Origin of the sequence: Gimesia chilikensis (assembly GCF_008329715.1) — a bacterium.
Classification (GTDB): domain Bacteria; phylum Planctomycetota; class Planctomycetia; order Planctomycetales; family Planctomycetaceae; genus Gimesia; species Gimesia chilikensis.
Genome location: NZ_VTSR01000032.1, coordinates 239,131 through 259,709 on the forward strand (window position 1 = coordinate 239,131; position 20,579 = coordinate 259,709).

General features: G+C 51.6%; 16 protein-coding genes. 3 read left to right on the top strand and 13 right to left on the bottom strand.

Annotation, left to right across the window (positions count from 1 at the left end; all coding sequences use genetic code 11):
- From FYZ48_RS25735 to FYZ48_RS25785, 11 genes are all read right to left on the bottom strand, one after another.
- Entirely contained in the window at nt 1-381 is a 381-nt protein-coding gene (locus tag FYZ48_RS25735; protein WP_149345396.1) for a cytochrome C oxidase subunit IV family protein, read from the bottom strand.
- A gap of 48 nt (nt 382-429) precedes the next feature.
- Nucleotides 430-1,080, bottom strand: coding sequence for a cytochrome c oxidase subunit 3 (locus tag FYZ48_RS25740; RefSeq protein WP_149345397.1), 651 nt, complete (start codon nt 1,078-1,080; stop codon nt 430-432).
- Nucleotides 1,077-2,708, bottom strand: coding sequence for a cytochrome c oxidase subunit I (ctaD, locus tag FYZ48_RS25745; RefSeq protein WP_149345398.1), 1,632 nt, complete (start codon nt 2,706-2,708; stop codon nt 1,077-1,079). Before ctaD ends, FYZ48_RS25740 begins: the two co-directional genes overlap by 4 nt.
- Nucleotides 2,709-2,751: 43 nt before the next feature.
- Entirely contained in the window at nt 2,752-3,768 is a 1,017-nt protein-coding gene (gene coxB / locus FYZ48_RS25750) for a cytochrome c oxidase subunit II (RefSeq protein ID WP_149345399.1), read from the bottom strand.
- Nucleotides 3,765-4,187, bottom strand: coding sequence for a hypothetical protein (locus FYZ48_RS25755; RefSeq protein WP_149345400.1), 423 nt, complete (start codon nt 4,185-4,187; stop codon nt 3,765-3,767). The genes coxB and FYZ48_RS25755 overlap by 4 nt, the downstream gene beginning before the upstream one ends.
- Before the next feature lie 23 nt (nt 4,188-4,210).
- Nucleotides 4,211-5,359 carry a hypothetical protein gene (locus FYZ48_RS25760; RefSeq protein ID WP_149345401.1) on the bottom strand — a complete coding sequence of 383 codons (1,149 nt, stop codon included), beginning with the start codon at nt 5,357-5,359 and terminating at the stop codon, nt 4,211-4,213.
- A complete protein-coding gene (locus FYZ48_RS25765) occupies nt 5,356-6,063 on the bottom strand; it encodes a c-type cytochrome (RefSeq protein WP_187782222.1) in 708 nt (235 codons plus the stop codon). The genes FYZ48_RS25760 and FYZ48_RS25765 overlap by 4 nt, the downstream gene beginning before the upstream one ends.
- Nucleotides 6,041-6,646, bottom strand: a complete 606-nt coding sequence (locus FYZ48_RS25770) for a DUF3341 domain-containing protein (protein ID WP_149345403.1) — start codon at nt 6,644-6,646, stop codon at nt 6,041-6,043. The genes FYZ48_RS25765 and FYZ48_RS25770 overlap by 23 nt, the downstream gene beginning before the upstream one ends.
- Nucleotides 6,633-8,003, bottom strand: coding sequence for an NrfD/PsrC family molybdoenzyme membrane anchor subunit (gene nrfD, locus FYZ48_RS25775; RefSeq protein ID WP_149345404.1), 1,371 nt, complete (start codon nt 8,001-8,003; stop codon nt 6,633-6,635). The genes FYZ48_RS25770 and nrfD overlap by 14 nt, the downstream gene beginning before the upstream one ends.
- Complete coding sequence (locus FYZ48_RS25780; protein WP_149345405.1) at nt 8,000-11,068, bottom strand: TAT-variant-translocated molybdopterin oxidoreductase; 3,069 nt, start codon at nt 11,066-11,068, stop codon at nt 8,000-8,002. The genes nrfD and FYZ48_RS25780 overlap by 4 nt, the downstream gene beginning before the upstream one ends.
- 69 nt (nt 11,069-11,137) lie before the next feature.
- The gene (locus FYZ48_RS25785) at nt 11,138-11,827 is read right to left on the bottom strand and encodes a cytochrome c3 family protein (protein ID WP_198422281.1); all 690 of its coding nucleotides are present in this window, start codon (nt 11,825-11,827) and stop codon (nt 11,138-11,140) included.
- An 808-nt stretch (nt 11,828-12,635) separates the two neighbouring features.
- Between FYZ48_RS25785 and FYZ48_RS25790 the strand changes: the two genes are divergently transcribed.
- On the top strand, nt 12,636-14,219 hold the full coding sequence (locus FYZ48_RS25790) for a vitamin K epoxide reductase family protein (protein ID WP_198422282.1): 1,584 nt from the start codon (nt 12,636-12,638) through the stop codon (nt 14,217-14,219).
- A gap of 263 nt (nt 14,220-14,482) precedes the next feature.
- Here the strand turns inward: FYZ48_RS25790 and FYZ48_RS25795 are convergent, their stop codons facing one another.
- Both FYZ48_RS25795 and FYZ48_RS29370 read right to left on the bottom strand, forming a co-directional pair.
- Nucleotides 14,483-15,637 carry a DUF1570 domain-containing protein gene (locus FYZ48_RS25795; protein ID WP_187782223.1) on the bottom strand — a complete coding sequence of 385 codons (1,155 nt, stop codon included), beginning with the start codon at nt 15,635-15,637 and terminating at the stop codon, nt 14,483-14,485.
- Between the two features lie 615 nt (nt 15,638-16,252).
- On the bottom strand, nt 16,253-17,233 hold the full coding sequence (locus FYZ48_RS29370; protein ID WP_187782224.1) for a hypothetical protein: 981 nt from the start codon (nt 17,231-17,233) through the stop codon (nt 16,253-16,255).
- 1,389 nt (nt 17,234-18,622) lie between these two features.
- On the opposite strand from FYZ48_RS29370, the gene FYZ48_RS25805 reads away from it, so the two are divergent.
- Nucleotides 18,623-18,874, top strand: a complete 252-nt coding sequence (locus FYZ48_RS25805) for a hypothetical protein (RefSeq protein ID WP_149345408.1) — start codon at nt 18,623-18,625, stop codon at nt 18,872-18,874.
- A gap of 1,115 nt (nt 18,875-19,989) precedes the next feature.
- A complete protein-coding gene (locus FYZ48_RS25810) occupies nt 19,990-20,265 on the top strand; it encodes an erythromycin esterase family protein (protein WP_149345409.1) in 276 nt (91 codons plus the stop codon).
- Nucleotides 20,266-20,579 lie beyond the last annotated feature (314 nt).

Sequence of the window (20,579 nt, forward strand, 5' to 3'; positions counted from 1 at the left end):
TCAGTCCGTTTCTGCAGGGGAAACGTGATCACTGGCAGAATAATGGGTCGCTGGTTCCAGGCCTGGTTCAATTGTCTCTTCCAGACCTCGCGTTCGGTAATCAGTCATGACTCCCAGAATAGCGAAGGCCAGCCACAAGACACCCGCAATTGCAGTCAAACGCAGCACACTGACGCCCCATCTTAAATTCATAAATACAGATACGATCAGCAGTGTTTTCAGAACTGCGATGGTGAGACCGGCGATCAGATGCGCTGCTCCCAGAGGCAGTTGAAACAGCCCCACGGTCAGAAGCAGCAGGGCCATGAGCAGCACGCAGGTCCAGACCAGTTGCGGTGTCGAGGCGTGTCGGTCTGAATGAGTTGTTGTCTCCTTTGGCATGATGTCAATTGCTCGCTTAGAATGTGTTTTTTAAACAGAGAGAATTTTTCAGACCAGATAAAACAGCGGAAACAGAAAGACCCAGATAATATCCACAAAGTGCCAGTACAGGCCGATCACGGTCAACTGATTTTTGAGCTGAGCGGGAGCTTTCGTATTATGGAACCAGATTGCCAGCCCGATTACGAGGCTGATTCCAATGAGCATATGAAGGGCATGCAGACCTGTCATACAGAAAAAGAGTACGAAGAAAATCTCGGTGGAGCGGCCCGACAAGGGGGCAGCCTGTTTTGCCGGCCATTCGAATTCGTCTCCCGGAAAGAGGTTATGACCGATGAGATCGTGGTACTCATAAAACTCCAGGCTCAAAAACAGAACACCTAATCCTGCCGTGATCAGCAGATTCCAGAAGACCTGACGATAATGATCCTGCTCAAAGACCTCTTCCGAGATTGCGACCAGCAGACTGCCCAGCAGCAGAAATCCTGTCATGACGGCTCCCGACCAGATCGCCAGATGTTTGCTGCCCGCCTGGAAGGCTGCAGGGTACTCGTAGCGATAAACGGTATATGCGACAAACAGGCCTCCAAAGAACAATACTTCAGTAGCCAGGAAGATCCACATCCCCAGTAGAGCCGCCGAGTGCTCTTGTTCGCTGTTGTCAAATTGCATGGCAACTAAAGTCGCGTTTTTATTCATGGCTGACTCAGTTTCCTGTCCGTGTTTTCAAGTGATTCGGCTCCCGTTGTGCTGTATTGATAAGCGGGTTCTGTTACGCGAGGCGGATCCTTGAAATTGTGCTCCGGAGGGGGAGATGTGGTAGTCCATTCCAGTCCGGTAGCCTGCCAGGGGTTACTGTCGGACCGTTGACCATATTTTAGTGACCAGAGCAGATAGAGCAGGGGAAGTAGATATCCGATGCCCAGGATCGAAGCGCCGAGTGTGCTCATGACATGAAAGACCTGGAATTCGCCGGGGTAGGTGTGATAGCGTCGTGGATTTCCCAGGTAGCCCAGAATAAACTGGGGAAAGAAAGTCATGTTGAAACCGGCAAAGACGATCAGTGCATTGATGCGTCCCAGCCATTCCGAATAGAGTCGTCCCGTCATTTTTGGCCACCAGAAGTGCAGGCCCCCCAGATAGGCCATGACCATCCCCCCCACCATGATGTAATGAAAATGAGCGATGATGAAATAGGTGTCGTGTACGTGCACGTCGAAAGCCAATGTCGCCAGGCAGATGCCGGTCAGACCGCCAATTGTAAACAGACCTATGAAACCCAGCGCATAGAGCATGGGGGTAGATAGTGAAATACGTCCCTTATAAAGTGTGGCAGTCCAGTTGAAGACTTTGACAGCAGAGGGAACCGCAACCAGCATGCTCAGCAGTGAGAAAAACAATCCTGCATATAAGGACTGTCCGCTGACGAACATGTGATGTCCCCAGACCAGAAAGCCCAGGATCGCGATCGCCAGGCTTGCCATGGCGATGAATTCGTATCCAAAAATCCGCTTGCGGGCGAAGCAGGGAATGATTTCACTGATGACTCCCATGCCAGGCAGAATCATGATGTACACCGCAGGATGTGAGTAAAACCAGAACAGATGCTGGAATAACAGCGGATCCCCGCCGATTCCCGGATCAAAAACCCCGACTCCCAGTAGCCGCTCGACGGCCATCAGCGCTAGCGTCACCGCCAGAACGGGAGTGGCCAGCACCATGATCAGACTGGTGGCATACGTCGACCAGATAAACAGTGGCAGTCGGAACCATTTCATTCCGGGACAACGCATGGTGTGTATCGTTACGATAAAGTTCAGGCCGGTGAGGATGGATGAAAAACCCGTTATAAAGACGCCGGTCGCCGCCAGGATCACATGCGAATTGGCGTAGGTGCTGCTGTAGGGCGTGTAGAATGTCCAGCCTGTATCCACGCCGCCGGCAATCACGACATACAGCGTAAACAGTCCCCCTGCTATGAACAGGTACCAGCTCAGCAGGTTCAAGCGGGGGAAGGCGAGATCGCGGGCGCCAATCATCAGCGGGACCAGAAAATTCCCCAGTACATTGGGTACCGCGGGGATCAGGAAAAACCAGACCATGATAATCCCATGCAGGGAAAACAAACGATTATAGGTATCGGCTGAGAGTAGATCGCCCTGTGGTGTAATCAGTTCCAGACGAAACAGCACTGCAGCTGCTCCGCCGACAAAAAAGAAGAATGTCAGCGAGAGCATATACAGAATGGCAATCCGTTTGTGATCCAGGGTGATTAACCAGGATCGCAAAGTCGTGCCTTGATTTAAATAGGATTGATTCGTGGTCATTTGATTGATTCACGTTCGTAGTCTGTGAGCGGTCTGGTTTTATTTACTGTTCATCCTGTGTTGACGTATTTTGATTGCGAGTCATGACCGACTTATTGTTCTCTGAAGCAGGGATCGGCCCGCTGACATTAGCAATCGATTTCAGGTACGCGGTGATCTGCAGGATCTGCTCCGGAGTCAGACGCGACTGATAGCTGGGCATCAGCTTTTCATAGCCTTTGTGAATCTGTAATTGGGGATTCACGATCGCATTGCGGATAAAGCGGGCATCTGCTTCGACGGTTTCACCGCTGTCAATTCGAACCTGGCTGCCATACAGGCCAGCCAGCGGAGGCCCGCTGCGATTTCCTTCGACCGAATCGTGACACTGCAGACACCCGAAAGCGGTCAGATGTCGTCTTCCCTGTTGTTCAGGGGAAAGTTTATCCCCTGCGGCCAGCCATTGTTCATACTCTTCGGGTGACTGGACGACAACGGTACCCCGCATCGCGGAATGACTGGTGCCGCAATATTCCGCACAAAACAAATGATAAATACCGGTTTTTGTGGGGCGAAACCAGAGCGTTGTGTAACGGGCCGGCAGGACATCCTGTTTCGTACGGAAGGCAGGCACAAAGAAACTGTGAATCACATCTTCCGAGATCATAGTGAGGCGCACGGGTTGACCGACGGGCACGTGTAACTGATTGATTTCCCGTCTCCCCTGCTCATGGCCGATTTTCCACATCCACTGCTTGGCAACGACATAGACGTTTGTCGTGTCAGCAGGGGGCTGATGACCTCGAACATAGACTGCAGCCCCCCAGCCGAAAAAGATCAGCAGGATCAGCAGGGGAACGATCGTCCAGCCGATTTCAACAGCGATATGATGACGTTCCATCCAGCCGGAACTCCGGTTGACTTCTCGGGTGTGGTAATACCGCACTACAAAATAAAACAGGGCGACTGCAATTCCTAAAGAAAACAGAGTCGAAACTCCCAAGAGCGCCAGCGCCAGTAGATCGATCTCACTTCCCCCACTTGAGGCAATTTCGGGCAGTAAGCGAAATGAGGTGTTCATGGCTGCTGATCCCCCGACTGCTGATCTGTATCTTCAGGAAATGCCTGCAGACCCTGTTCAGACAGCAGCTCGATTGCACGTTCAAGCGGAATCCGAGCCCGCTGATGTTCCGCATCCTGCCAGGCGTAAGAGTCGAGAATCTGTGCCTCACGGCTTTGCTGGCGTTGACGATCATAAGCCTGATTCGGAGCGACACCCGGTGAAGACTGTTGCTGTTGCCACGCCTGATCTGCATGCTCCAGAGGGAAACCCGTGGAAAACTGGTGGATAGTAAGCTTGATCACTCCCAGGCAAATCAGCAGCATGAGCAATATACCGCCGGTTGCTCCCCAGATTCCGAGAGAATTTAACCCTTCAGGCTCAGGCGAGTGATCCTGATGGTTGTTTCGTTTTGAATCAGGCTTATGAAAATCAGTCATATATCTGTGCCTTCTTTGTTGAATCATTCTGATCGACGCGCATCGTGGTGAATCACCAGTTCCATGGCCAGGAGATAGCAGCCGCTGACGGCCGTCAAAGCCGGTATCAGGGACCAGTGAAGACCTGTTGGCGGAGTCAGATGCCCGCCAGGGAGCACCATCCATGATAGTTCTACCAGCCGAACCAGCAGCAGAAACAGTGCCAGCGATCCCAGCTTGACCGGATCCTGTTTGAAATCCCTTGAGAGCAGGCAGACAAGCGGAATGAAAAAACCAGCTGTCGCCAATACTGGCGTGATCCAGGACCAACTGCCAGCCAGTCGTCTCTGATAGAAGGCTGCTTCCTGGGGGAGATTTCCCGACCACATGATCAGGAACTGGGCCAGAGAAAGATAAGCCCAGAGCATCACGAAGGCGAGTAGCAGATTTCCCAGATCGTTCCAGATTTTGGGATTGGTGTGGTAATCGTCGCTTAAAGGCCAGAATACTTTCCCCGCGATTGCAGCTGCCAGCGCGGCAAGTAAAGCTCCCATCCCTAACAGGGCGCCAAACATAGTAGACATGAAAAACGGATCGAGTGACATGATCCAATCCATGGCAGCCCAAGTGACAGAAATCAGGATTGCGATTAAGCCCAAACCGGCCGTTGCCTGTCCTCCCGCAATCAGGATCTGCTCCTCGGCGGAAATCTTTTTTTGACGAGTTCGCCACATGGTGCCAGCTACCAACCAGATCAAAACGAACCAGATGATGAAATAAAGCACTGTCCGTGCGACATAAAACACAGGCTGCAGGAACCATTGTCGATGACTGACGAGTTCCAGACCTGCGAAGAAATCAGAATTTGACCACGGGTAAATTTCCGGGATTCCCAGCAGAACCGGTACAAACAACAGTGCAACCACCGGCATTAAGCGGGCATGCAGAACCAGCCGACTCCAGACCGGTTTGCTCCAGCGTCCCCCGGTGAGTATGGGGATCAGCAGCAGTGTCAGGCTCCCCAGAGAAATGCTCCAGGGCCATAAGACCGCCATCAGCCATGACAGGAAAAATTCTCTGGGGGAAACAAATCCCACCAGGCCGCTGAGTGCCAGCGCAGCAGCGGTTACTGCCAGCAACATTTTTCTGGTACGTGCTCCAAAATCAGGATGTGTGGCCAGTGTGGTATTCATGGTGTCAAATTAAGTTGTTTGAGGTCTGTTTCCATTAACAGCGAAGTTGGGGCAGATTGACTGAGTTGCAGGGCACGTACGTAAGCCGCGATCGCCCAGCGGTCGCGAGGAGAGAGCATATCGCTGTAAGCGGGCATGGTTTTCCTACCTTGAGTGATGACGGCATAAAAATAAGCGGGAGATTGTGCACGTAGACGGGGCGTATGGAAACTGGCAGGATAATAGTAACCGCGGCGGGCGACTTCACCATTCCCATCCCCCAGCATTCCATGACAGGGAAGACACCAGATCTGATACCGCGACTGTCCCCGCTGCAGTGTCTCCCTGAGTTCTGCATTATCAGATAGATATGACGGCAAAGCAGGGATCTGGAGCTCGTCAATCGTTTCCGGTGGAACAGTCTGTTTTTGATCAGAGGGGATCTTCCAGAGTTGAGCATGCGGCTGTCCCATCTGCCGGGATATCATTTCATTCGCCGGAACGGTGTGTGCCGGCAATGGTCGCATGGAACTTTTGTTTCCCCAGAATGTTGTGGCTTCCTGAGGATCGACCCGGGGCTGATTCATCATTTTCTGTGCACAACCGGCGGAGAGACTGACCAGCAGGCTCAGGCAGACGCATCTCGTCAGCTTTCGGGCAGGATGACCACAGGTAACGCCTTTCCGCATGATTTGATGGCTTTTAGTACTTGATTTCAGGGACATCCCATACCTCCCTGGCCCCGCAACTGAAGAGTAACTGTCGGGAGATTTGTGGATCAAAGTGATCGTCCTCCGCCTGTATACAGAGAAACCAGCCGTCGGTGCTGGCGCGCTGAAAAGCATCTACCTCAAAGACGGGATGGTTCAGTCGAGGGAGGCCACACAGCCAGAGCATGCCGCAGGCACCTGCCAGTGAGCCTAGCAGCACCGTGCACTCGAACGTCGGTGGAATGAAAGAGATCCAACTGTGTAGCGGTCTCCCTCCCACATTCAGCGGATAGGCAAACAGGTTAATCCAGTATTCGAGTGCATAGATGGAAACGCCACCGATCAGGCCGCCGGCGAATACAATGGGAGCGACCCGGGAACGTTTCAGCTGGAGCGCCTCTGAGAGTTCCTCCAGCGGGAAGGGGGAAAATGCATCCAGAGAGCGGTAGCCTGACTCAGAGAAATTCTGAGTGGCGGCAATCAGTTCCTGCTCGGAAGGAAACTGCGCGAGCAGCCCGAATAACTGTCCGGCGTCATGTTGGATCTGAGTGGAAACATTCACAGTCCGTTTTTGCTCATTATGCTCAGGAGGGGTCATGGTGAGAATCTCCTTTCTGATGTACGAGTTCCCGCATCTCTGACATGGAAATCGAGGGGAGCAGTCGGAGGAATAACAGCATCAAAACCAGGAACAGACCCGCTGTTCCGATCAGCAGGGCCCAGTCCCAGATCGTGGGATAATACATCGACCAGTCCGAGGGAAGATGATCACGGTGCAGACTCAGCGAAATAATAATAAAGCGTTCCAGCCACATTCCGATCTGAATAAAGATGGAAATGGTAAACAGCAGCCATGTGTTCCGGCGGACGTGAGGAAACCAGAGCGCCTGCGGGATGATGCAGTTGCAGATTACCAGTCCCCAATAACAGTAGTCGTAGGGTCCGCTGAAACGATCGGTATAGATGTAACTGTCAAACGGCTCATTGCGATACCAGGCCACATAGGCATCCATCAGGTAACCGTAGGAGACAACCATGCCTGAAGCGAGCATGATTTTCGCCATCGCATCGAGATGTTTCTCTGTGATCAGATCTTTCACATGGTAGATCCGACGCAGCGGAATAGTGATTAACAGTACCATGGCGAAGCCTGAGAAGATGGCCCCACCGACGAAGTAAGGGGGGAAGACTGTCGAATGCCAGGCGGATACAATTCCGACCGAGAAATCCCAGCTGACGGTGGTATGTACGGAAACAACCAGGGGAGTCGCAAGCCCCGCCAGGATGAGGTAGAGTTTCTGATAGTGGTGCCAGTGTCGGGCCGAGTTGCGCCAGCCCAGTGCCAGTACACCATAGATCCGGGCAACGATACGGGAGTGTGCGCGATCCCGCATGGTAGCCAGATCGGGGACCATGCCCAGATACCAGAAAACGAATGAAACGGTGGCATACGTGGAGATCGCAAAAAAATCCCAGATAAGAGGGCTGCGAAACTGCGGCCACATGTTGGTTGTGGCCGGGTACGGAACCAGCCAGTAAAAGAATTTAGGACGACCCAGGTGGAGAATCGGAAAAAGACCGGCACAGGCAACTGCGAACAGAGTCATGGCCTCTGCAATTCTATTAATGCTGGTCCTCCATTCCTGATGCAATAACAGCAGGATCGCAGAAATTAATGTTCCAGCATGGCCAATACCAATCCACCAGACAAAATTGATAATCGCCAGACCCCAGCCGACTGGAATATTAATTCCCCAGATGCCAACACCATACACAAACAGCCAGCCTATGCCGATCAAGAGAATCTGCAGCATGATCAGACCGATCAGAAACCCGAATTTCCAGGAAGCAGGTACAGGTTCGCGGAGCACTATCCGACTGACCTGATCGCTGACGGACTCATAAGTCGCATCTGCGGGCAGCAGATGGTCCCGGGTTTTAGAAGTTCTGCTCATGAGTCATCACCTGGATGGGGGTTTGTCACTTCAGCCAGATAAGTGGTCCGCGGCTTCGTATTCAATTCTTCCAGCAAAGAATAATTTAAGGCGTGCTCGCGGCCCTCTTTCACGCGACTGCCGGGCAGATTTAAATCTCCGAACTGGATCGCCTGCGCTGGACAGGCGGACTGACAGGCAGTGACGATCTCACCGTCGTGCAAAGCACGGTCTTCTCGCTGTGCCCTGATCTTATTCTCTTCGATTCGCTGCACGCAGTAGGTGCACTTTTCCATCACGCCCCGGCTGCGGACGGTGACGTCGGGGTTAGTTAACAGATGCAGTGAAGGATCTTCGAAGGCTTTCTCAGAAAAATCCAGAAAGTTGAAACGCCGGACTTTATAGGGACAGTTATTGCTGCAGTAGCGGGTGCCTACGCAGCGGTTGTAAACCATCTGGTTGAGGCCTTCCTCGCTGTGTGTCGTAGCAGCGACCGGGCAGACGACTTCGCAGGGTGCATCCTCACAATGCATGCAGGGAACCGGCTGGGACAGGGTCTGCGAGGGGTCGGCTTCGGCGCCTTCGTAATAGGTGTCCACGCGAATCCAGTGCATTTCCCGATTCAGGATCACTTGCTGCTTCCCAACGACCGGGATATTATTCTCGGACTGACACGCCACCATGCAGGCGGCACAGCCGACGCAGGCCGTCAAATCGATAGTCATGCCCCAGCGATGTCCCTCATATGGCCAGTCCTCGTAGAATGAGGATTCGGGCAGGGGAGATGGCGGATGGGCAAACTCAGGGCGTTCCGGATTGTTTTGATACTCTGACCAGGTTCCCGAGCGTACCAGATGTTTGCCTTCCATCAGGTGATGCAGCTGTGTTGCAGCCAGTGAGTAGCGTTTCTGAGTTTTGGTAACCATGACGGCGGGCCGGAACCACATCTGCAGACTGGTTCTCATGGGATAAATATTAAAACCGGTTTTAGATCCAACCCGACCGGTAACTGATCTGCCATAGCCCAGTGTAGTAGTGATACAGCCGTCGGGTTGTCCCGGCATGATCCAGACGGGAAGTGTACATTCCTGTTCTCCGTCGCTGATGATAATCAGGTCACCGTTTTTGAGGTCCCGTCTCTCTGCATCACCTACTGACAGCCAGGCGGTATTATCCCACGTGAGTGTACTGAGAGGTTTGGGCAGTTCCTGCAGCCAGCCATTATTAATAAACCGACCGTCCCAGATCGCAGGATCGGGGCGGAAGCTCAGCGTCAACCGATTCGGGTCGGCTTGAAATTCCTCGACATATTCTTTCATTGCAGCCGAAATCTGCCGGGAAACGGAATCTGCGAGTGCGGGAGATACCGGCTGTAGAGCCGTTCCGGGAATCAGACCTTCTGCCAGGGCCTGGGACCAGGCCTCTGCCGCTGGTTCGCGGCCCAGTTGATCCGACCAGGTTTCACGCACGAGTTGATAACCCTGGTCGGACTCTTCGACAAGAATACCGAGCAGTTCCAGTGCGGAGATTCCTGAGTACAAGGGAGAGATTAGAGGCTGAACAATGCTGGCAGTACCTTCAACGCTCCGAACATCTCCCCAGCGTTCCAGGAAGTGACGATCGGGGATACTCCAGAGACAGCGTTGAGACGTCTCGGTAGGCACGCTTGTCAGTGCATAGCTGCGGGGAACCTCGTTGAGAGCGGCTGAGAATGGGATATCAGCGGGGGCATCGAAAACCGGGTTCCCTCCCAGAATGAACAGGTCTTTCACCTGACCAGATTGCATTTCGTCAGTAAGAGCACGGAGCATATCAGTATCAGAAACGCCTGTATCGGGACGGTTCTGCATTGACGGATAAAAGTGAGTGGTGACCCCATCGTTCTTCAGCTGCGAGTTGAGGACATGCACGAGGGCATGCACCAGGGGGGGCTGCTCTCGTCCTGCGGTGACCAGACAGTTTGCACCAGCCTTTTTCAAATCTGAGACGACCCGTTTCAGCCATACCGCTGTTCGTGTGGAACGCGCGGGGGCCCTCTGATCGACCCGTTGCTGATCCTGTTCGTTGAGGAACTCAACTCCCAGCTCTCTGGCGATACTCGTCAGTAGTGAGACGATCGTTCCCGGATCGGTGCGGAGTGCATGGTCGGCTTTGGCTGCGGTTAATGTGGGGGCGGTAGCTAGAGCATATAGTCGGTTGGGTTTAAAAGCCCTGGAAGGTTCTTCCCGGCCGGCAATTCGTCTACGTTCTGCGAACTCCCGGATCTGGTGTAGAGGCTGATCGCGGGCCTGAAGAAAATCGTCATCGACCGACAGGATTACATCTGCCGCTTTCAGATCGTGAACTGGTTGCAGCGTGGCTGCTTCTGTACCCAGTGCCAGTGCTGTACCGGAGCGACGTTGATCATCATTGACCGGTTCATAGCAGTACCAGCGGGCCTCTGGCCAGCGTGCGACCACGCGATGCAGCAGACGCAGCTGTGTAGGGCTGGTGGAGGTCTGAGTCAGAATTCTGAGCCCCGCCCCGTTGGTCTCATCGAAGTGCGATCTGAGGGCCTGCAGTTCTCGCGTCCAGGAGTTCTGCGCAACCAGTTTTTGATTTCGGTGAAAGTTCTGCAGGCGGTCCGGGTCGTACAGGTTCAGAGTCGCTGCTTGAGCAAAGACGTTTGTGGCGCCGCGGCTGATCGGGTGCTGCGGGTTGCCTTCAATTTTGATGGGACGCCCCATCTGACTTTCGACAGTCAGGCCAAGTACGGAACCACTTAATTCAATGGCTGTGTTGAAAAACAGCGGCCCTTCAGAGTGATTTTGATTTACCTGATGCACTGCCGGAACTATGTCTTCCGCGGGCTGATGGAGGTCGCATCCATTCAGTCCGGCCAGAATAAAAGAAGCTCCCATAATGGAGAGAAAATCCCTACGGGAACATTGGAGCCATTCGCTGGCCTGGACTGGAAACTCACGTTGCAGGTAAGCACGAAATTCCTCGGTGTCCGCCAGTTCTTCCAAACTCCGCCACCAGTCTGGGCCAGAGAGTGTCTTCCGGAGCTGGGAATCTGCAGGTTGTGGAACTTTTTTACGAGTCATTCTCTTCTTCAATTCTAATCCTGTGTATCCTGGCAGGTACAATCACACCAGGAGCTCGAAATAGCATCATCAGCGATGACACGTGTAACAGTCTGTCAGGCTTTTCAACTGGTAACGTTGAGCCAGCTGATTCTGAAAATGGGACAATTCTCGTGGACTGAGCCTGGTTTCAGGGAGCTGCCCGGTGACCTCGGCATAGGCGTTTCGAAATTCAGCAGTATGCGTAAGTGAATTTAATGGTTTTGTCGCGTAAACCAGTGACCGGGGACGGACCTGACTTGACGGGTTCTTATGGCAGTCCAGGCACCATTGCATCGTGAGCGGGCTGGCTTGTCTGGTCAGAGGCATTGCAGAGAGGTCGCCATGGCAACTGTAGCAGCCGATCCCTTTATGGATATGAATACTGTGATTAAAGAAAACGTAGTCCGGAAGATCGTGGACGCGGTGCCAGTGGAGTGAGCGGTTTGTCTGCCAGCTGTTACGTACGGGAGCCAGCATCTCGCTCTGGTCCCACAGTTTACGATGGCAGGTCATACAGATCTGGGTTGAAGGAACTCCGGCGCGAGGGGAGTCTTCCACTGCCTGATGACAGTAACGGCAGTCGATTCCTGCGTCTCCCACATGATGCTGATGGCTGAAGGGGATGGGCTGTTCCACAATCCGGTCCTGACCTGTCATGAAGGGTGATCGCGCAGCTATCAGCATGGTCGATAGGGCACCAATACCTGACAGCACCAGCAGGCCCAAAGTGGCGCGCATGATAGAGTTAGCCGCTGGTGGAAATAACTGGGGCATGTCTCAGGTCTTATGTCGAACCGGATGCTTCAGGGGTAAGCCGGATCCGCATCACGATACAGAAAACCTACCCCTGATTTGCGATGAATAAACAAAAATAACAGGATGAAGGCGGGCTGCAGGGGCAGGGTGCAAATCGCATACCAGCTTCTCGTTTCCGAGATGCTGGTTTCCACAGAAGAACTGTTTCAAGCAAGATTCACCTCTTCTGGATATTCGCTTAGCTGATAAATTCTGATGCGCTTGGATTTCTGTCATATCACAATCAAAGCTGGAGGATGCATTTTATAAGGACACAGAATTTGAAAGTGCGGTAATTGCTTAGTGAAACTGCTGGCAATTTTCAGAAACTATTTTCGATTTGCTTTTCTCGTGTTCCGCCAGACACGATCAGGCAAGGATAGACGGTGACAACCGCTTTTAAGAGTCGCCTCTGAGAACTGCTGAGAGAGTTGCATTCGACTGGCACACTATATGCGTGAAGCTTGAAAGAAAAGGTAGGGCTCTGTCAGTGAGCCTGCGGGAGTCCGGATCAGCGAGATTCAATGCGGCAATGGTATGAGACGTGGTTCAGCAATCCTCCTCTCATGGCAACGGTCCCTGTCACGATGATTGTCCGTTGAAATTCAGTCCTCAGTGATTGTTGCAGAGTTGAGGTAATCAGACGCATCATCATCCGAGAAATAAACCGAATCTTTGAGAAACAGGAATTTTGTCTGACTGGGGCAGGGGGCTGCAAGGAATTGCATCAACCTTCAAGAAAGAGGAAACCATGGATCGCGAACTAGAGCGTAAGAAAATGCACACTGAGAATAAAAATAATCACGGGGAGCATGAGCATGGTGGTATGGGTATGCGCGGTGTCACACGCCCAATGGAGATGCATCAGCATCATTCTGGCGGTGACTCGGAAATGGATGGTCATGAGATGGATCAGGAGCAGCGCAGAGCAATGCTGGCCATGCATCATCAGCAGACGCTTTGGGTCTACTGGACGATTCTGCTCTTGGGAGCATGGGTGATGCTCTCTCCGTTGACTTTCAGTTATGGGAAGGGAGTTGTCGTTCCCAGTGGTGAGCGGGGGGTATGGTTGAGTGAGGATCTGCATACCAGTCTGCGGATTTCACTAATGACCTGGAGTGACCTGATCAGTGGGGCGCTGCTGCTAATCTTTGGCTGGCGAGCGCTGAGGCCGAATCGACCAGTCAGCCTGTGGATCTGTTGTTTCATTGGGATCTGGCTTTCCATGGCACCTGTTTTATTCTGGGCGCCCACGGCTGCTGCTTATCTCAACGGCACTGTTGTCGGTGTAATGCTGATCGCGCTTACGATTCTGATACCCGGTATGCCGAATATGATCATGTATATGCAGATGGGACCACCTACGCCTCCGGGATGGAGTTATAATCCTTCAAGCTGGCCTCAGCGCTGGATTATGATTGTCACGGGGTTTGCCGGCTGGCTCGTTTCGCGGTATCTGGCGGCATTCCAGCTGGGCTATATTGATCACGCATGGGATCCGTTCTTTGGTGAAAGCACGAAACGTGTACTCAACTCGAATATGTCACACATGTGGCCTCTGTCGGACGGGGCTCTGGGGAGTCTGGCTTACACTTTTGAATTTCTCATGGGCTACATGGGAAGTCCCACTCGCTGGCGGACGATGCCATGGATGGTAGCGTTCTTCGGTATTCTGGTAATTCCATTGGGGCTGACTCACATTTTTCTCGTTATTTCCCAGCCGGTAGTGGTGCATCACTGGTGCACCATGTGTCTGCTTGCTGCAGCGATCATGCTGCCGATGATTCCACTCGAATTCGACGAGGTAATCGCCATGGGGCAGCACATGATCGAGGCGAAACGCCGAGGGGATCGTAATGGTTCACTGTGGCTGATTTTCTGGAAAGGGGGCTCTGCCGAAGGCTGCACCGCTGATGAGCGCTCGCCCAAACTGGTTAAATTCCCGGAACAGCCTTGGCGGGTGTTCAAAGCCTCGATCTGGGGCATGAGCTTTCCCTGGTCGCTGGTTCTATCATCTATGCTGGGGCTATGGTTGATGTTCAGTCCGACCGTTTTTGGTATCGACATCCAGTCTACCGCTGCAGACGTTGCGCACCTGGGAGGGGCCCTGATTTTGACGGTCTCTGTGGTGTGCATGGGTGAGGTGGTGCGTATTGGACGATATCTGAATGTCCTGTTAGGACTGAGTGTTGCCCTGGGACCATGGCTGCTGAATGAGGTCAGTTTCAACTACGCCGTCGCCAGCTCGGTTGCAGGTCTGTTCGTGCTGCTTCTGGCATTCCCTCGCGGCACGAAACACGAATCTTACGGTAAGTGGGAGCGTTTTATCCGTTAATCATCAGATAGAAATGAACTCAGGGAGGCAAGATTGATCTGCCGCTTCCAGTACTCCGGGAGAGCCATCCCATGCTTGTCCACTTTCCAATCGCGCTGTTTCTTACCGGAGTACTGAGGGAAGGTCTGGCCCACAAACGGCACCTGCTGACTCAACCTGCATCTGGAAAATAAGTCGCTGGCGTGGCACTCCGTTCGCTTAGTCAGCGTCGGAAGCTTTCTGCAGGAAATGCAGCCTTGGATGGCAAATTTCATAAACCGGGGTCAGTTGGCGATTTCCCGGATGTAATTCAGGAATTGCTGATCAAGAAGCATCAGATCATTGCCAAATACTGTCTGAAATGCTTTCAGCTGCTCCTCGGATGTGACCTTGATCAGCGGCTTACGGTCGGCGATCAGTTTCAGATACTTTTCGTAATCCCTGCGCCTGGTCTTGATCAGGAAATAGGAAAACGCCCAGGCTTCGGCATAGGCATCCAGAAGCGTTTCCTGATTCTGAAATCGCTGATTCGAAGAGATCAGGGTTTGCAGGGAATCGGCTTTCCTGCGGGAGCGGGCATAATCGACGAACTGCTTGATTCGCAGAGAGTTCGGTCGGCCCACCGTTTGCCAGTCGGCTTTGCTATTCAGGTTTGGTGTTTCAAAAAAGGTGGCTATGCCTTCGGTCAGCCAGAGCGGGTTGTCGGCGTAGCGGGTATGCAGGCCGATATTGAAAGCGATCTGATGCGTGCATTCATGAAGCACCGAGACGATGCTAGACGGCGATTTGCGTATTTTTACCAGGATGTCGGCATCGGCAGAAGCGGGCTGCCCGTTGGAGGCTGCGGTAAGATCATAAAGCACAATCCGGTTGGACTGGCTTGAATAATAGCCATGCAAGTCAGTCACATCTTTCTTCACATGCTGACTGGCGTAGGCTGCAAACGCTGCGCGGTCTTTGAAGATGATCGCGATCAGTGGGACCTGCGGTTCATGCAGGAGTAACTCATTGCTGTCCCAGTAATTGCGCATCACTTTATATAACCGCTCGAACAGAGACCCGCACCACTGGGAATAACGCTTGTCGGCCTGGCTGCAGAGGATGAAATGCTTCGTGCGGGTGAACGTAAAACCGGGGCCGAGCTCTTCGGTCAACTGCTGTTCCAATTCTGACTCTCCCAGCGGCGTAAATATTTTATCCAGTTGTCGCCTCTGTTTGAGTTGTTGGGGGGGCACATTCAACATGCGTCCGTCGCGAGTCAGCATCAAGACACCTCCATCACGGGTCTCCACAACCTGAGTTGCCTGCAGCGTCTGCTCCTGCTTCTGTTTGTTTAAAATAGTGAACTCATACAGGGGATGGGCCTGTTCTGCGGTTCCCTGCTGTTTCGAGGATGTCTGTGCCGAGGATGGTTGAGACAGGAGCAGGCAACAGAGCACGGAGAGCACAATCCTGCTTATGTCTTGCCTTTGTTTGCGCGAATTTAAACGTGTGGTCCTCCGGACCGTCGCGGATTTTTTACGCAGACGTGAATGAGATTTACCATAGGGAGAAACCTGAAACGACTTTTGGCATGGATTGCTTTTGATTGTTACCAATGCGGTCATCCGTATCTGATGAAAGTAAGTTTTCGCCACTTTGGTTGTTCTCCTGTTGTTGAGATCCAGGAATTGCTGCCAAGCGAAACATTTTCGGCAGTCAACACAGTTTCTATGTAGATTCTTACTGTAAGACCCCGTGGAAATGAAACCTGGCAGAATATCACAACATTGGGTGCGGGTACTCGCGCGAAATTATTGTGACAAACAGCAGGGCTAAAACTTACAGCCAGCAGCCCGATCTCTCTAGACACAGTAAAAAAGGCAGATCAGCTAAGGGCCATAGCTGATCCGCCTTTCGACGCTCCTTCGCGAATCGACCGACGTCGGCTGGTCGGATTCATCCTTGTGAGCAATCCACTTCTTTTTTAGTCTGTTACTTCAGCACCAATGCCGGTTCCCACAGCAGCGCCCCGCTGCTTTCGCTCTGCCCCGCCACAGTAACCGGTTCCCTAGTTACCATAGCCAGTTACCATAATAGCCATTGACATAGTAGCCTGGACTGTAATAGCTCCGAGAATACCCAGGATAATAGTAGCCGCTGTAATAATAACCAGGATTGTTGTAGCTACTGTAATAATAGCCAGGATTGTAGTAGCCGCTGTAATATCCAGACCCATAATAAGAGTAGCGGGGGCGGGTATGATATCTGGCATGATGTCTGTTGTGGTATCTTCCACGACGAAAGTAGTTGCCGTAGATCTGAGAACCATCATCAAAATCTGTGTCTCCTGTGCTGGCCTGAGGAAAATCACAGCTATTATTTTGAAAAGTCCGCGGTTCATCACCCTGGAAAGTCTGCGGACCTCTCATTTGAAAACGCGGATTACGGTAAGATACGGGATCAAACGGCTGCCACGTACCGTTGTTATCGATCAGCCACCGACCCTGTTCCGTCTGATACCACCAGTGATCGTTGTGAAAGCGGTACCGTGCCCGGGTCGCTTCATCGATATCCAGGTGCGCGGTCCCTTCGAGAACGATCGGATCGATCTGCGAATTCGCCTGCCCCTGTAACTGTCCTGAGGCATCCAGATTGGGACGGTTCGTCTGATGCCGCAGAGGCATGTCTGCATCGTTTTGATTTTGCAATTGCACATCGGTTTTGTTCTGCGCATCAGCACCGTTCTGCAAATATGCGTCCGTTTTGTCCTTCAGCTGCGTATCGGTCTGCCCCCGTACTTTTCCGGAAGATTTCGTTCTCGGTGGCGTGGGAGTTGTATCTTTATCGAGCGCGTTCTGGCCCTGCGATTGAACTGAGCCTTCGACTTTGGTATTGGTACCTGCCTTCGTATTTTTACCAACTCCCGGTACTGCTTTGGCTCCCGCAGTCGGTTGGTCAACATCCACATCTTTCTGTAGCTGAGCTGGCAGGAACAGGGGGCTGATTCCCAGTACTGCCGCTGCGATCAATACTCTGAAACTAATGCCTTTCATTGCATTCCTTCCTTTCGTTTCTGGGAAAGTGTTAATTCCTGCCACCTCTTTACTATTGCAAACTTCATACCAAGCTTGAAAAAACTCAGTCTCTTCGAAAGACGGTAGAAACGTGGCTCTTTCCTCTCAAAGGCTGCGTTTACAGAGCGCGAGTTTGAGCGATCAGCAGCCACTCTGGCTTAGAAGCGGTCACTGGATGAACTCACGATTCACAATGTAAATACCTGTCGGATAAACAAGCCTGTTACCTGTTGATTATCGTAGTCAACTGATTATTGAGAATAAATTTCTGAAGGGATTCTCCTCGACAGGCTGCAAGAAACAGGATCTCGCGTCTTTGCTCTGCGGCGATTGTTAGCTGGTGATCCTGCCTGATTCAGACTCAGGAAAGCCCGATTCCCAGGTCTGGCTCGCTTCAGTCGACTGGTGAAATCGGCTATTCAGGACATCACTCCTCTGGAGAGGTGCATGGCGGAAGTCGGTGTTGCCCCAAAAATCTTTTTGATCTGAACTTGGATCCTTGCGTAAAATTCGGATATCTCTGAGCAAACAGCACCGATTTCTAACGTCAATAGCCGCAATACTTGTCACCCGCGATGCAGTAACCAATCGCGATTTCTGTCAATGCCCGGTTCCGGTTTTGACAGAAATGACGCGAAGCTCTTTCTGGCAAATTCAACAGAAATATAACGAAGATTAAATATGAGGCAGATGGCACATGACTCCAAAGGAGACATCTATGAGGAGGTCTGGATTCGTAGAAGCTGAAGGAATTTAACTGGTTGATTCCAGACCGACGTGACTGCTGACCGATCGCCGCAAGATCCTGTCGGTGAGACTTTTGTGATGAATCAACCGATATTCTGTAATTTCAGGAAATGTCGGGGCGATTTCAAAACTGGTATGCAATTTGCGAATTCAAGTGAAAAGCTTGAGTTTAAGAGTATTCACCATAACGGTGGCGCTTGAGCAGTAGGCCAGTTGTGATAAACACTGCAATGTTGAATCAGATCTATTGATGATTATCGTTTTCCCCAGGGTGATTGGCCAGGACATTCTGTCTTCTCTACCTGGTGAAACAGTTTGAATCGGATCGGTGCGCAGACAGCGCCGCCTGTTGCAACATCAACAACGATCGCTGACACGGTTGACAAAGGAGTGAGTCCGACTGTCTCCAAATCGATTGGTAGCAGGTCGAAAAAAAGGTGTAATCCAGCAAGGGGTAAGGAACTACCAGAAATATCCATCAGCAGAAAAAGGAACAACAGCAGTTCAACTCATAGATAACAAATGACTGCAACTGGTCCATGGCCTCTTAATGCCATTACGATAAATAGCTGGATTTTGAATGGACCATCGACGCAAAATTCGACAATCAGGAGCATTAACATGACACATGAACCGACAGTTGACCACGGTCAAACTCTTAATGGTCCCACTGGCAAAGTGATCGGCTTCCTGGATAGCAAAGTTGAATTTGAAGCGTTTGCGGATACTTTGCATGCTGAGGGTTATTCAGAAACAGCGATTACTTTTCTTTACGGCGAAGATGGCATTCACCTTCTGGAACGGATGAAAGAGCATCGTTTCTTCTTCTCAGATTCTGAGGGTAGCATCTCCAGACTGGTATCCGGGAGTTGAAGCAGGGGCATTGTACTGTGTCCATTGAAGTCACAGATCGTCAGCATGCTGTGGACATAGCGAGTCTGGCAAAGCCTCAAGGAGGGCACGGCTTCATATATTTCGGGTCTTGGGTCAACGAGCGGCTTTGGATATGACAGACATCATCAGCAGCTTTATCCTCGACTCGCTCTAAATAATCAACCATGCTGTAATTCGTATAATTTCAGGCAATATCGCATGAGTTCTCGGGCTGGGAATCGTTAAGTCTTTTTATCAACGAAACACCGGGCATCATCGCCGCCTGAAATGACTCATCCCAGATTGGATAAACAGTTATTTCGCAGTTTGGTGGAGATCGATTCACACAGGATTTGATTGCTCGCTGTGATTTCAGGAAACGAGAGCCGCATTGCTCATACAGATCATGAGTGGCGGACTGCAAACCGATGGGTTCAAGTCGCTCGCCCGTAAGTTACCTTAAATCAATTTAAAACAGATGAGTGCCTGAGCGCTCTGGAGGACAGGATCTCTCGTGAGAATATCGTGATGCTTCGGAAGGCTCAAAGAAGATCTGATATGGGAATTGGGATTCCCCGTTATCAAGCTTACTGTCTGTTTCAGGAAAACGAGCGAGTTCTGTAGTTTGTTTTTGTATGGAATGTTTTATCTGATCGGAATTTTACTTAAGGGATAAACCACATTGCTGGTTCCCATGCCTCAGGAACAGAAAGTGAGAAACGCTATTATTGCTAAAAGTCTCAATTGAATATAATGCAGCCAGAAAAAGATGCATTTACTGCAACCAGTGAGTCCGACTCGCGAGAACAACACCATCGTTGAGGGTATGAACCATATTCCATTTCGAGATTAAAACGTATTCCTTCAATGCCGGAAAGGAGTGCTTCAATGGAGGAGTTACATTTCGAACATCAGAGGGAAATGCTGGTTGAAGGTGAATTGCGCATGCTGGGGATTCGTGACGGTACGGTCCCGTATGCGATGCTGACTGTCCCGCGGTGAGAATTCATCCCGGTTGAGGCGCTGGAGTTTTCGTACAGAAACGCTCGATTACCAATTGGACCGGAAAACAATCTGGAGCACAGGTCAGCCGGTAATCCAGTGGGGCTTTCGGATTGGATCTTGACAGACTGTTTATCTCAACCAAACGCGTGTTAAACTACCTCAATATCCACAACCCGCAGACCGTGACGGTTGCCAGAAACCGCTACGGGTGCCTGTCTCCTTGGGAAAGGGATCCGGCACTCTATGGGCAGGCGGTGATTACAGGTCGCTACCGCAGTTGTGAAGCCGATGTGACGCGGATCCTGTATCAAATGCTGCAATGCCGCATCGAAGCTGCTGTCCGGGATGACGAAGAACGGTTCAAGTTCAATTTATTCAGTTTTTGAGACAGAAGTGTCCTGAATATCAGGAAGTGGTTTTCTCTAACGCAAATATACAACGACAGAGAGGAGGGGGAAGCTGCTACGAAATAGAGAGGCGGCGGACGTGGTTCCTGAGGGATATTGGATCAGAGAAAAAATAAATAAGCCCGATTGAATAAGACACTCGGGGTTAAGTCGGTGGGGGGGAGATTTTAATTGTTCCTATCAGCTCCAACAGACACAATCGGACAGTATTTCGGAATGGCACGCGTTGATTGGCGAAACGCCAATCACAACTTGACAAGTGACAGGCAGGCAGTATCGTTATTAACGATGAG